Annotated in this window: 11 protein-coding genes and 10 tRNA genes; 5 read left to right on the forward strand and 16 right to left on the reverse strand. The window is 39.4% G+C overall.

The annotated features are described in order from the left end of the window. Positions 1 to 423: 423 nt before the first annotated feature. A complete protein-coding gene (locus tag ACFI34_RS13605; RefSeq protein ID WP_462673876.1) occupies positions 424 to 1,758 on the forward strand; it encodes a putative bifunctional diguanylate cyclase/phosphodiesterase in 1,335 nt (444 codons plus the stop codon). Between the two features lie 296 nt (positions 1,759 to 2,054). On the opposite strand, the gene ACFI34_RS13610 is transcribed toward ACFI34_RS13605, so the two are convergent. The 16 genes from ACFI34_RS13610 to lolB form a co-directional block, all read right to left on the reverse strand. After that, positions 2,055 to 2,129 (reverse strand) — tRNA-Gln (locus ACFI34_RS13610). 39 nt (positions 2,130 to 2,168) lie between these two features. Beyond that, positions 2,169 to 2,253 (reverse strand) — tRNA-Leu (locus ACFI34_RS13615). 38 nt (positions 2,254 to 2,291) lie between these two features. Further along, positions 2,292 to 2,366 (reverse strand) — tRNA-Gln (locus ACFI34_RS13620). Positions 2,367 to 2,406: 40 nt separating this feature from the next. Further along, positions 2,407 to 2,491: transfer RNA gene (locus tag ACFI34_RS13625), tRNA-Leu, on the reverse strand. A gap of 65 nt (positions 2,492 to 2,556) precedes the next feature. Then, positions 2,557 to 2,631: transfer RNA gene (locus ACFI34_RS13630), tRNA-Gln, on the reverse strand. A gap of 40 nt (positions 2,632 to 2,671) precedes the next feature. Next, positions 2,672 to 2,756 (reverse strand) — tRNA-Leu (locus ACFI34_RS13635). 94 nt (positions 2,757 to 2,850) lie between these two features. Further along, positions 2,851 to 2,927: transfer RNA gene (locus ACFI34_RS13640), tRNA-Met, on the reverse strand. A 5-nt stretch (positions 2,928 to 2,932) separates the two neighbouring features. Beyond that, positions 2,933 to 3,007, reverse strand: a tRNA-Gln gene (locus ACFI34_RS13645). A 40-nt stretch (positions 3,008 to 3,047) separates the two neighbouring features. Then, positions 3,048 to 3,132: transfer RNA gene (locus tag ACFI34_RS13650), tRNA-Leu, on the reverse strand. A 127-nt stretch (positions 3,133 to 3,259) separates the two neighbouring features. Next, a tRNA-Met gene (locus tag ACFI34_RS13655) sits at positions 3,260 to 3,336 on the reverse strand. A 318-nt stretch (positions 3,337 to 3,654) separates the two neighbouring features. After that, positions 3,655 to 4,746, reverse strand: a complete 1,092-nt coding sequence (ychF, locus tag ACFI34_RS13660) for a redox-regulated ATPase YchF (RefSeq protein WP_008133148.1) — start codon at positions 4,744 to 4,746, stop codon at positions 3,655 to 3,657. 54 nt (positions 4,747 to 4,800) lie between these two features. After that, entirely contained in the window at positions 4,801 to 5,385 is a 585-nt protein-coding gene (gene pth / locus ACFI34_RS13665) for an aminoacyl-tRNA hydrolase (RefSeq protein WP_462673877.1), read from the reverse strand. A gap of 18 nt (positions 5,386 to 5,403) precedes the next feature. Then, a complete protein-coding gene (locus ACFI34_RS13670) occupies positions 5,404 to 6,021 on the reverse strand; it encodes a 50S ribosomal protein L25/general stress protein Ctc (RefSeq protein WP_008133144.1) in 618 nt (205 codons plus the stop codon). A gap of 150 nt (positions 6,022 to 6,171) precedes the next feature. Next, positions 6,172 to 7,119 carry a ribose-phosphate pyrophosphokinase gene (locus tag ACFI34_RS13675; protein WP_008133143.1) on the reverse strand — a complete coding sequence of 316 codons (948 nt, stop codon included), beginning with the start codon at positions 7,117 to 7,119 and terminating at the stop codon, positions 6,172 to 6,174. Between the two features lie 88 nt (positions 7,120 to 7,207). After that, complete coding sequence (ispE, locus tag ACFI34_RS13680) at positions 7,208 to 8,065, reverse strand: 4-(cytidine 5'-diphospho)-2-C-methyl-D-erythritol kinase (RefSeq protein WP_008133142.1); 858 nt, start codon at positions 8,063 to 8,065, stop codon at positions 7,208 to 7,210. Between the two features lie 2 nt (positions 8,066 to 8,067). Beyond that, positions 8,068 to 8,655, reverse strand: coding sequence for a lipoprotein insertase outer membrane protein LolB (gene lolB / locus ACFI34_RS13685; protein ID WP_462673878.1), 588 nt, complete (start codon positions 8,653 to 8,655; stop codon positions 8,068 to 8,070). Positions 8,656 to 8,738: 83 nt separating this feature from the next. Between lolB and hemA the strand changes: the two genes are divergently transcribed. From hemA to ACFI34_RS13705, 4 genes are read left to right on the forward strand one after another with little or no spacing between them, the layout of a single operon-like run. Further along, complete coding sequence (gene hemA / locus ACFI34_RS13690; RefSeq protein ID WP_462673879.1) at positions 8,739 to 9,995, forward strand: glutamyl-tRNA reductase; 1,257 nt, start codon at positions 8,739 to 8,741, stop codon at positions 9,993 to 9,995. A gap of 7 nt (positions 9,996 to 10,002) precedes the next feature. Then, on the forward strand, positions 10,003 to 11,088 hold the full coding sequence (gene prfA, locus ACFI34_RS13695; protein WP_008133139.1) for a peptide chain release factor 1: 1,086 nt from the start codon (positions 10,003 to 10,005) through the stop codon (positions 11,086 to 11,088). A gap of 2 nt (positions 11,089 to 11,090) precedes the next feature. Next, on the forward strand, positions 11,091 to 11,930 hold the full coding sequence (gene prmC, locus ACFI34_RS13700) for a peptide chain release factor N(5)-glutamine methyltransferase (RefSeq protein WP_462673880.1): 840 nt from the start codon (positions 11,091 to 11,093) through the stop codon (positions 11,928 to 11,930). A gap of 56 nt (positions 11,931 to 11,986) precedes the next feature. Beyond that, positions 11,987 to 13,528, forward strand: coding sequence for a DUF3369 domain-containing protein (locus ACFI34_RS13705; RefSeq protein ID WP_462673881.1), 1,542 nt, complete (start codon positions 11,987 to 11,989; stop codon positions 13,526 to 13,528). Positions 13,529 to 13,551: the final 23 nt, after the last annotated feature.

A 13,551-nucleotide genomic window follows, 5' to 3' on the forward strand; every position in this document is an offset into this window, starting at 1 on the left:
TATGCGTTTACATTAAGATATGTATTTTACTCATTAAACCAATTTGTAATCATTTGACTATTCAGCCCTTAAAATGAGCGTTCACAAGTTATTTTAAAGCTCTTAATCCTAATTTTATTTCCCTTTTATGTATATTTGCCATACTCAAGTAATAAGAAGTCTTTAGTTTGAGGGCCTATGGAAAGTTTATTAATTGTAATCTTATTAGGTATTTTGCTTTTAGGTCTTAGCATTCAGCCAATAATAACAATATTCAAAAAGACTAAAAATATGGCATGGAGTTTACTTCTTGCTTTAGTTGTCTTATTTATTTTTGGGTATTGTTGGATATTACATTATTTTGCAAATAACACTTTAGATAACTTGGTCTTAATTAGTATCTCACTCATTTTATTAGGAGGGGGTATTTTTGTATTTCTAATAATGCGCCTTAGCTTTAAAAGTATTTTAGAAATAGAAAAGTCTGAAAATCATCAACGATTCCTAGCAGAGCATGACAGCTTAACAAGCCTCCCTAATCGCAAGTGTTTTTTTAATCTGTTGATTCAGCATATTAATAATGAGCAACCATTTAGTTTATTTTTATTTGATTTAAGTAATTTTAAACGTGTAAATGAGCTCTACGGTAATAGCTTAGGAGATGAATTGTTGTGCATATTCTCCAAAACGTTAAATCTAAATTTATTAAACATAGGTGAACTGCACCGAATTGGCGGTGATGAATTTGCGTTAATTTTAGATTCAGCAAATGAGCAAGATATTTATGATTGTATTGAAGTTATAAAGGGCTCTGTTGAAGAGCCTTTTTTCATTAGTGCGCAAAAAGTATGGTTAAAGCTAAAAGTCGGCGTTAGCTCATATCCTCAAGATGCGTTTTATGCCAATGAGTTATTTAAAAATGCAGATTTAGCTTTACTTGAAGCTAAAAGCACACAGCAATTATTTGTTAATTATTTTGAAGGATTGAGTGAAAGGGCTGATAACTTTCTTGATATGACTACAAAAATAAAAAATGCCCTTATAAACCATGAGTTTGAGCTTTATTTTCAGCCAATATTTTGCACTCGTTTTGACGAAATACATGGTGCAGAAGTATTAATTAGGTGGCCGCAGAAGGACGGTTCGTTTATTACTCCTGATCAATTTATCAAAGTGGCTGAGCGTACAGGGATGATTCTTAGTATCACTCAATGGGTTGTAATTGAAACAATAAAAAATTTACAGCGTCTAAAATCGTTAGGTTTTACTGGCACCATGCACGTAAATTTATCAACACGAGACCTTGAAAGTGAGAGTTTTGTGGAGTTTATAGAAGAGCTCCTTAAAGAGGACCCTACGTTAAGTAACTACATTGTTTTTGAAATTACAGAAGGTGCAATGATGACTGATTTGGAGGCTGCTCGAGCAATGATGTATAAACTTAACAGTCGTGGATTTGAATTTAGTGTAGATGACTTTGGTACCGGGTTTTCTTCCTTATCTTTACTGCGAGAGCTACCTATAAATCAAATTAAAATAGATCGGTCTTTCATTAATAATATGCTTACTAAAATAGCTGATTATGCAATTGTAGAATCGACGTTATTTTTAGCACATAGGCTCAATTGTAATGTGGTTGCAGAAGGTATAGAAACGAAAGAGTTACAAGAAGCACTTAAATCAATGAATTGTGAATTTCTTCAAGGCTATTATTTTAGCAAGCCACTACCTTTAGAGCGCTTTATAGAGAAATACTTAAACAAAGACGCTAAAGCGTAATGTAGTTATAGCAATGCGCCATAAAATTTATGAGACTAAACTTGATGTTAGTAGTATTGAGATTTTTAATAAAACGACTAAGTAACTCAATTTTCACTATGAATCAGCAGTGTTTTTATTTACAGAATTAAATTATTAAACGTATTATTTTTTCAATCAGCTTCAGTACATTTATATCACGAGATGTTTAGCGACTGGTCTTAAAATATTGAATTAGTTGTATAGATTTTATAGAAGATGATCTATTGGATAATAGAATTTATTTTAGATAGTACAAAGTAGAACTGTTAGAAAATTGGCTGGGATACCAGGATTTGAACCTGGGAATGCCAGGATCAAAACCTGGTGCCTTACCGCTTGGCGATATCCCAACTTTAAATTTGGATGAGTTTTAGTTCTAATTAAGAACGTGGTGCGGAAGGAGAGACTTGAACTCTCACATCCTAAGATACTGGAACCTAAATCCAGCGCGTCTACCAATTCCGCCACTCCCGCAGTTCTATTCTTTAGCAACATTCTTTGGTAGAAGAAGTTGGCTGGGATACCAGGATTTGAACCTGGGAATGCCAGGATCAAAACCTGGTGCCTTACCGCTTGGCGATATCCCAACAAAGAAATATTTGATTTTTTTAGTTCTAATCAAGAACGTGGTGCGGAAGGAGAGACTTGAACTCTCACATCCTAAGATACTGGAACCTAAATCCAGCGCGTCTACCAATTCCGCCACTCCCGCATATAGTTTTATGTTTATACTCATAACAGAGTTATTCTTTAACAACACTCTTTGGTAGAAGAAGTTGGCTGGGATACCAGGATTTGAACCTGGGAATGCCAGGATCAAAACCTGGTGCCTTACCGCTTGGCGATATCCCAACAAAGAATTAGCTGATAATTTTAGTTCTAATCAAGAACATGGTGCGGAAGGAGAGACTTGAACTCTCACATCCTAAGATACTGGAACCTAAATCCAGCGCGTCTACCAATTCCGCCACTCCCGCATTTTTAACTTTGAATAATCAAAGAAAGGTAGTTATTTTAAACTCTTCATTGAGTTGCAATTTAACTCTTGCAGAGCCAATTCTTAAAAAGAAATGGTGGCTAAGACGGGATTTGAACCTGTGACCCCATCATTATGAGTGATGTGCTCTAACCAGCTGAGCTACTTAGCCATTGTTGGCTGGGATACCAGGATTTGAACCTGGGAATGCCAGGATCAAAACCTGGTGCCTTACCGCTTGGCGATATCCCAACAATAAACAACTGATAGTTTTAATTCTTATCAAGAATAATGGTGCGGAAGGAGAGACTTGAACTCTCACATCCTAAGATACTGGAACCTAAATCCAGCGCGTCTACCAATTCCGCCACTCCCGCATCGAGCATACAGGTAATACTGTTTTGGAACCTAAATCCAGCGTCTAATTCAAGACAACTGCCAATTCCGCAACTACCGCACACAAGGTGGTTATTTTAAACTCTTCATTGAGCAACAAAAAATAAATGGTGGCTAAGACGGGATTTGAACCTGTGACCCCATCATTATGAGTGATGTGCTCTAACCAGCTGAGCTACTTAGCCATCTTTTTTGTTAGCACTTCATCGCTGAGTGCGGGGCGTATTATGCTGACATGACCCAAATTCGTCAACACCTTTTTTGCAAAAAAACGCTTAACTGTGTCTGTTTGCAGGAAAATTAAGCTAACAGGCTAAATTTTAATAAAAACGCCGTTTTTTTAACACCGATTAAAGAGGAAGTATAACAGGTTACGCTTTTTTAAAATTAACTTAGTGCTATTTATCCCCTAAAAGCTGACAGCGTATATACGTTTAAAAACAAAAAAGGCTCGTAAAAACGAGCCTTTAAAATTTATTTCCCTAAATAGAGGGAATAAATACTTATACGTTAAACAGGAAGTTCATTACATCGCCATCTTTAACAATGTACTCTTTACCTTCTTGGCGCATTTTACCCGCTTCTTTTGCACCACTTTCACCTTTACAGTTAATGTAGTCGTCATAAGCAATTGTTTGTGCACGGATAAATCCACGTTCAAAATCGGTATGAATTTTACCAGCAGCTTGTGGCGCTGTTGCACCTACAGGAATTGTCCAAGCTCGCACTTCTTTTACGCCTGCGGTAAAGTAAGTTTGTAGCTTGAGTAACTCGTAGCCGCCTCGAATTACAAGGTTAAGGCCTGGCTCTTCTAAGCCAAGGTCAGCCATAAATTCGAGTTTGTCTTCATCATCAAGTTCAGATAACTCAGATTCGATTGCTGCGCACACAGGGACCACCACAGCGCCTTCTGATTCAGCTATAGCGCGAACACGGTCAAGTAGTGGGTTATTCTCAAAACCATCCTCTGCTACGTTTGCAATATACATAGTTGGTTTGATAGTTAAGAAGTTGATAGAGCTGATAGCTGCTTTTTCTTCTTTAGTTAATTCTAACGATCGAAGTGTAAGGCCTTCATCAAGGTGTACTTTTACTTTTTCAAGCGCCGCATTTTGTTCTTTTGCGTCTTTATCGCCGCCTTTCGCTTTTTTAGCATTACGGAACATGGCTTTCTCAGCGCTGTCCATATCGGCAAGTACTAACTCAGTATTGATCACGTCAATATCGTCAGCAGGGTCAATTGTACCGGCTACGTGTATTACGTTTTCGTCTTCAAAACAACGAACTACATGGCCAATTGCATCCGTTTCACGAATATTTGCTAAGAACTGGTTACCAAGACCTTCACCTTTTGATGCGCCTTTTACAAGGCCAGCAATATCAACAAATTCCATACTAGTAGTAAGAATACGTTGTGGATTTACAATTTTAGCAAGCTCGTCTAAGCGAGGATCTGGCACAGGTACCACACCTGTATTAGGCTCAATGGTACAAAAAGGAAAGTTAGCGGCTTCAATACCCGCTTTAGTTAGTGCATTGAAAAGCGTTGATTTACCAACATTAGGCAAGCCAACGATGCCACATTTAAAACCCATAGTAAGATACCTTGTTTAGAATTCGTTTAAACTGTGCACTTGCACTCAAGTTTACTAGGGTTTAAACGAATGAAGTCTGTTTTGTGCTTTTAGCACGCCGTCTTTTGCAAGTATTTCCATACAACGAACTGCTTCATCTACAGCAGCATCCATTTTTTCTTGGTCAACTTTCGGCGCTTTCCCAAGCACCCAGCCGGTAACTATTTCACGATGTCCTGGATGACCTATGCCAACACGTAAACGCATAAAATCTTTTTGGTTTGCCATTTTTGCCATAATGTCTTTTAGGCCATTATGACCACCGTGTCCACCCCCTTTTTTTAACTTGGCGACACCGGGATCTAAATCCATCTCATCATGTGCGACTAAGATATTTTCAACAGGGATTTTGAAAAAATTGGCTAAACTACTGACCGCTTTACCACTTAAATTCATGTAAGTAGTGGGAATCAATAATTTGAATTCTTGGCCTTGGATTATCACTTTGCCAGTAAGGCCGTGATATTTAGGATCGTGTTTTAGCGTACAGTTGTAGCGTGCTGCGAGTTGCTCGATGAACCAAGCACCTGCATTGTGGCGTGTATTTGCGTATTCGGGGCCTGGATTAGCCAGGCCCACAAGCATTTGAATAGAATTCAAGGTGCGAGACCTTAAATATTATTCTGCAGCGTCTGAAGCTTCTTCGTCTTCAGCTGGAGCTGCTTTGTTTGCTTTGATTGTAACTACTGAAAGGTCATGGCCTTCGCCTTTACCTAATTCAACAGACGCAACGCCTGCAGGTAGTTGTAAATCAGAGATATGGATTGAATCACCAGCTACTAACTCAGAAACATTTACTTCAATGAATTCTGGTAATGCTTTTGGAAGACAAGAAATTTCAACATCAGTTAACTGGTGAACAACAGTTGCGCCAGCTTTAGTTACGATTTCTTCACCGATGAAGTGAAGAGGAACTTTAGTTGTTAATTTATGAGTTGCGTCTACACGTTGGAAATCAAGGTGAGTAAGCTTAGGCTTGAATGGGTGACGTTGAATATCTTTTAAGATAGCTTCAACTTTCTCGCCGCCTACATTAAGTGTAAGAATATGAGTGTAAAAACCTTCGTCTTCTTGTGCTTTGATCATATCTTTATGAGCAAAAGTAAGAGATAAAGCTTCTTTGTCAGCTCCGTAAAGGATTGCAGGAACTTTGTCTTCGCGACGTAGGCGGCGGCTCGCACCAGTACCAGTTTCTACGCGAAGTTCAGCGTCATATGTATAAGTTGTGTTAGACATGATGTCTCCAATTATTTAAAAGTTTAGGGCCTTTGCGACCAAGGTCCCTAGCCAAAAGGCGCGCTATCATACCACTGTGATTCAGTAAAATATACATAGCATACAAAAAAAGCGCCAAAAGGCGCTTTTGTTTTCAGCAAATACCTGAGATTAGTGCTCAAACATCGCTGAAATAGATTCTTCGTTGCTAATGCGACGAATAGTTTCTGCTAACATATCAGCAAGCGTTAGCACTTTTACTTTATCAAGCGCTTTAAGTTCATCAGATAATGGAATTGAGTCGGTTACAATAACTTCGTCAATAACAGAATCACGTAAATTTTCAGCTGCTTTACCTGATAAAATAGGGTGAGTTGCATAAGCAAATACGCGTTTAGCACCATGTTCTTTAAGTGCTTCAGCTGCTTTACATAAAGTACCACCAGTATCAATCATGTCATCAACAATGATACAGTCACGGCCTTCTACATCACCAATAATATGCATTACCTGAGAAACATTTGCTTGTGGGCGGCGTTTATCAATAATAGCCAAATCAGTATCGTCTAATAGTTTTGCAATTGCACGTGCGCGCACTACACCACCAATATCTGGAGAAACAATAACAACATCATCAAAATGACGCTCTTTCATATCTTCTAGTAATACAGGGCTACCAAATACATTATCTACTGGTACATCAAAGAAGCCTTGAATTTGCTCTGCGTGTAAATCAACCGTAAGTACACGGTCTACACCTACACTCGATAAGAAATCGGCAACAACTTTAGCAGTGATTGGTACGCGGGCAGAACGTACGCGACGGTCCTGGCGGGCATAACCAAAATAAGGAATGACGGCAGTAATACGACCCGCAGATGCGCGACGAAGAGCATCAACCATAACGATAAGTTCCATAAGGTTATCGTTTGTAGGGGCACAGGTTGATTGCAAGATAAAAACATCCGAGCCACGAACATTTTCATTAATTTGAACACTGATCTCACCGTCGCTAAAACGGCCAACAACAGCATCGCCTAATTCAATATATAAACGTTTTGCAACTTTTTGAGCTAACTCAGGTGTTGCGTTACCAGCGAAGAGCTTCATGTCAGGCACGGTAGGGTTCCTCAGGCACTGAAATTTTGGACTAACGAGCAATGATAAAAATCATTACGAGTTAACTTATGATTACTTTTACGTTACTTCATTGATCGAAAATGGCGGTTAACTCCGTATGAGCAGGGGAAATATTAGCATTTGACGCTACAAATCCCTGCCAAGTATGGGGGAGGTTAGCAAGTACATGGCTAGCTTGAGCTTGTGTATCAAACTCTACAAAACAACATGAACCTGTTCCGGTCATCTTCGACGGAGCGTATTTTAGCAACCACTGGAGGGTTTTTTCAACCTCGGGGCATAGCTTTTTAACTAAAGGCTCACAATCGTTGTGCAAAGTTTGCTGTTTCCAATCACCTGAGATTTTTGGTGTATCGCGTTTTAAGTCGGGGTGAGTGAATATTTTAGCGGTGCTTACATGCTGGTTTGGGTGCACAACACAGTACCATTTTTGCGCAAGTTCAACACGGTGTAGTTTTTCCCCAATGCCTTGCGCAATGGCGCTTTCACCACGTATAAATACAGGCACATCAGCCCCTAATTGTAACCCTAAATTAGCAAGTTTATTAATGTCATAATTAATATTCCACAATTTATTGAGCGCTAATAGTGTTGTTGCCGCATCAGACGACCCCCCTCCAACACCTCCTCCCATAGGCAGTCGTTTTATCAAATTTATTTTTACACCGTGCTTTGTTTTAGCATCAGTTTGTAACATTAAAGCAGCTTTATAGATGAGATTATCTTCAAGGGGTATGTCTTTAGTATCACCAGTGATTAAAATTGATGATTCATCTGTTAACTCAAAAGAGAGCTCATCGCCGAAGTTTAAGAAGGTAAATAAGGTTTCTAATTCGTGATAACCGTCATCTCGGCGCGCATTAATATGTAAAAATAAATTGAGTTTTGCAGGTGCAATAAGTGAAAAAAAGGTTTTGCTATTCATAGTTAATTAAATTGCCAGTCATATAGTTGAATCTTAATTTTAATTTTTTGGTGTTTGAGCGTCAGTTTTGTAGGCAACCAATAACCAGCTGTTTGTATATAATCTGCATAGTTTATTTGCCATTGTTTACTTTCATTATCTAACCAAAGTACTTGTTTCGAACGGCCAAGTTCATCAACTTGTAACGTTTGTGAATCAATAGTGCCTTTAAGCCAGTCATCAGCATTACTAACAGGTAAAGCAAAGCCAGTTAAGCGCTTAAGCAGCGCAGATGCATTGGTATCTACATAAACTTTATCGTCAAATTCAAGCTCAGCAACATTGCGCGACTGTTTTAGTTGTAGAATGCGTGTGCCAATAAATGAAGTCAGTACTAAATTATTGTTATTTTCTTGTTGCTGCCAATTTAAGTTTGCAGATTGGCGCTCATCGGGACTAATAAAAGCAAGTTTCCCCTCTACATGCCAAGTTTTTTGATTGGCGAGTTGACCTTTCCAGTTGTCGTAAATTGCTGTTTTATTTGGTAATTGTTGCGCGCAGCCACTTAAAAACATAAAAGTTATAGCTAATATTAAATAATGTCTAATCAAATGTTGTTCCTTACTTTCCATATTCCGCTGATTTTTGGTAAAATTGCCGCCTTTAAAGTAGGGCTCAGCAATATTTGGCAAACATGACCATAATAGCACTAGGTATAAATCACAAAACTGCTTCCGTAGAACTGCGTGAAAAAGTGGCTTTTTCGCCTGAGCAAATGTCAGAGGCGTTGCAGCAATTAAGTGGCCATGCCGACTTTAATGAAGCTGTGATCGTGTCTACCTGTAACCGAACAGAAATCTATTGTAGCCTTGCTCAGCAAAATTCCCAAACACTGTTAGCATGGCTTGCCAGTTTCCATGGTTTAGATGAACAGGAACTGAGTAATAACATTTATTGCCATGAGGGCAATCAAGCAATTAACCATTTAATGCGCGTTGCCTGCGGTTTAGATTCGCTCGTGTTAGGTGAACCGCAAATATTAGGGCAAATTAAACAAGCCTATAATAGTGCTAAAACGCATGATGCAGTGGGTGTTACATTCGATCGTTTGTTTCAAAAGACATTTTCTGTTGCGAAAGAGGTCCGAACTGAAACTAATATAGGTGCTAGTGCAGTTTCGGTGGCGTTTGCGGCTGTTAATTTAGCTAAGCATATTTATGGCAAGCTTGATAAAACCAATGTGTTATTAATAGGTGCAGGCGAAACAATAGAGCTTGTTGCTAAGCATTTGTATCAAAATGAGCCACAAAATATAACAGTAGCCAATAGAACTATTGAACGAGCACGAAACCTCGCTGATGAAGTGTCTGCAGATGTCATTGCATTAGCGCAGTTGCCAGAGCGTTTGCATAACGCAGATATTATAATAAGCTCAACGGCCAGTACACTGCCTATTATTGGTAAAGGTGTTGTGGAGCAAGCACTAAAGCAGCGTCGTAACAAACCGATGTTGTTTATTGATATTGCGGTACCGCGCGACATTGAAAGCCAAGTAGGTGAGCTAGATGCAGCTTATCTATACTCGGTTGACGACTTACAAACTATTGTAAGTGAAAATATGGCAGCGCGAGAACAAGCTGCGCAGCAGGCACAGATAATTATTGCTGAGCGCACTAAAGAGTTTTGTATGTGGATGCGTTCACTCGATTCTGTGGGGTTAATTCGTCACTATCGAAACGATGTTCAAACAATTAAGTCTGAATTAGTAGAAAAAGCAGTTAGCCAGCTTTCTAGTGGTAAAGACGCAGAAAAAGTAATTTTAGAATTGGCCAATAAGTTAACCAACCGCTTGATGCACGCGCCTACCCGTGCAATTCAAGATGCGGCTAAAAAAGGTGAAGTGGCTCAATTAAATCAGTTGAAAAAAATGTTAGGTATTGATCAGGAATAACTGTTAAATGAAAGAGTCTGTTTATAATAAATTAGAAACGCTAGTAGAGCGCTACGAAGAAGTACAAGCACTGTTGAGCGACCCATCGGTTATTAGCGATCAAAATCGCTTTCGTGGCCTTTCAAAAGAATACTCTGAGCTTGAAGAAATAGTTAAAACCTTTTTATCGTTTCAACAAACAAAAGAAGATTTAGCAAGCGCTGAAGAGATGCTCAAAGACTCAGACCCTGATATGCGTGAAATGGCACAGGAAGAGTATAAAGAAGCTAAAGCACAAATATTAAGCCTTGAAGATGAAATTCAGGTATTAATGCTTCCTAAAGATCCAAAAGATAATAACAATGTATTTTTAGAAGTCCGCGCAGGTACCGGGGGTGATGAAGCCGCTATTTTCGCTGGCGATTTATTCAGAATGTACAGCCGTTTTGCCGAAACACAAAAGTGGAAATTAGAAGTAGTAACTACCAATGAAGGTGAACACGGTGGTTACAAAGAAGTCATTGCTAACATTAGCGGTGAAGGCGTATACGGTAAGCTTAAATTTGAGTCGGGCGTACACCGTGTACAACGTGTACCAGAGACTGAATCGCAAGGTCGTGTTCATACATCGGCGTGCACCGTAGCGGTAATGGCAGAAATTCCAGAAGCTGAAGCAATTGAAATTAACACCGCCGACATAAAAGTAGATACTTTTAGAGCATCGGGGGCAGGTGGCCAGCACGTAAATAAAACTGACTCAGCAATTCGTATTACGCATTTACCTACTGGTGTGGTTGTTGAGTGTCAAGATGAGCGTTCGCAACATAAAAACCGTGCTAAAGCGATGTCAGTACTTGCAGCGCGTTTGCAGCAAGCTGAAGATGAGAAGCGTCATGCAGCAGAAGCCTCTGAGCGTCGCAACTTAGTCGGGAGTGGCGACCGCTCTGAACGTATTCGTACATATAACTATCCGCAGGGACGTATAACCGATCACCGTATTAACTTAACGCTGTACCGCTTAAATGAAGTCGTAGCGGGTGATTTAGGTGCCATTGTAGACCCATTAATGCAAGAGCATCAGGCTGACTTACTTGCCGCAATGGGCGATGAGTGATAGTGAATCAAACTCTCGAACAAGCTGTTGCTGCTGGCGCTAATTTATTAGCGCAAAGCAGCGAAAGTGCAAAATTAGACGCACAAGTATTACTTCTCCATGTTCTTGATAAACCACGTAGTTATCTTTTTACTTGGCCTGAAAGGCTGCTCACTGAACAGCAACAACACACTTTTGACATTCTTTGCGCTAGGCGATTGAACGGCGAGCCTGTAGCGCATATTACAGGGAAACGTGAGTTTTGGAGTTTAACCTTAGAAGTGAATGCAACAACGTTAATTCCGCGTCCAGACACTGAAACCTTAGTTGAAGTAGCGCTGGAACTAGGGATCCCAGAGCAGGCCAAAGTACTTGATTTAGGCACGGGTACGGGCGCCATTGCATTGGCATTGGGCAGTGAAATGCCTTGTTGGGACATTACAGCGGTAGATAGAGTAAGTGATGCTGTAACGCTTGCAACTCGTAATCAACAGCGTCTAGAAATTAGTAATGTGTGTATTAAACAAAGCAATTGGTTTAGCTCACTTAATAATGAATATTTTGATCTTATAGTTACCAACCCACCGTACATAGAAAGTAGTGACAAGCATTTGGCTCAAGGCGATGTGCGGTTTGAACCTTTATCTGCCTTAGTTGCTGAAGATTCAGGAATGTCTGATATTAAACAAATAATTACACAATCACGTGACTATTTGCTATCTAGTGGCTATCTTCTAATAGAGCACGGTTATGACCAAGGTTTTGCTGTTCGTGAATTTTTTAAAGCGATGGACTTTGTTAATATTAAAACGATAAAAGATCTTGGTGAAAATGACCGTGTAACGCTCGCACAGTGGCCATAATAAGCTTAATTATTACTGCACTCGTGTGTTAAATGTGTCATGTAGGAATTACAACTATGATGGGTGACTTTTTATTTTCAGATGAGCCAGAAGTACCGGTAGATAATACTGAGTTGGGCACCTGGAAAGTATTAATCGTTGATGACGAACCTGAAGTTCATGCAGTTACAAAATTAGCATTGAGTGATTTTGAGTTCCAAAATAAACGTCTAGAATTTATAAGCGCCTATTCAGGCGCAGAAGCTAAAAAACTAATCGATGAGCATAAGGATGCTGCAATCGTACTACTTGATGTTGTTATGGAGACAGACGATGCAGGCCTTCAAGTAGTTAAATACATTCGTGAAACCGTAAAAAATAACCATATCCGCATTATTTTACGTACCGGCCAACCTGGTCAGGCACCAGAGCGCCAAGTTATAGTTAATTTTGATGTTAACGACTACAAATCAAAAACAGAACTCACTGCACAAAAATTATTTACAGTTATCATGTCGAGCCTTCGTTCGTACCGCGATATTATTTCAATAGAACAATCTCGTGTTGGCCTTGAGAAAATAATAACTGCATCACGCAATATTTTTTCTGCACATTCAATAGAGCATTTTATAGAAGGAGTAATGCAGCAACTTACATCATTGCTTGGTATTTCAGATCAGGCTATGTACGCGACCACGCTTGTTGCACAAAACCCAGCATATCAGAACAAAAAAATGATTATTTGTTCAGGTACCGGTGAGTTTGAAAAAAGTGAAGGTAAAGACCTTGAAGAGGTGCTACACGCGGAGCAACTAAGCGCATGCCAAGAAGCGTTAAATAATCAGTCTATTATCTACAAAGATAATTACCTATTTGCTTATTGCAGCAGTGAATACAACCACAATTCAATGCTTTTTATCACAGGCATTCCAAATCCACTAACCGATACACAACGCAACCTTGTTGAAATTTTTGCTCAAAATGTACAATTAGCCTTTGAAAATGTTCAGTTACAATCAGAAATTGAGGCCACGCAACAAGAGCTTGTTTACAGATTAAGTGAAGCGGTTGAACAACGCTCTACTGAAACAGGTAATCATGTTAAACGTGTTGCACATATTTGCCATGCTTTGGCGCTTGGTTATGGTTTATCTAAACAGCAAGCTGATTTGATTAGATTAGCTGCGCCTTTGCATGATGTAGGCAAAGTAGGTATCCCCGATTCGGTATTAAATAAGCCCGCAAGGCTTGATCCACCAGAGTGGGAAGTAATGAAAACCCACACTGATAAAGGGTATGGCATTTTAAAAGGATCAGCTCATGAAATTGTCAGTGCAGGAGCCACTATAGCCAAGGAGCATCACGAAAAGTGGGACGGTTCTGGTTACCCTGAGGGTTTAGAAGGGGATAAAATTAATATATTCGGCCGTATTGTGGCATTAGCTGATGTATATGATGCGTTAAGGCATAAACGCTGCTATAAAGATTCATGGACGCTCGAGCGTGTTGTGGAAGAAATAAACGCACAAAAAGGTACGCATTTTGAACCAAAGTTAGTTGATGTTTTTAACGCAAACCTTGATGAACTTGAAACAATTATAAAACGTTACCCAGATTAATTTCATAAAAATAGAAGAACAGA

This window comes from Pseudoalteromonas sp. PSi26 (assembly GCF_054960575.1).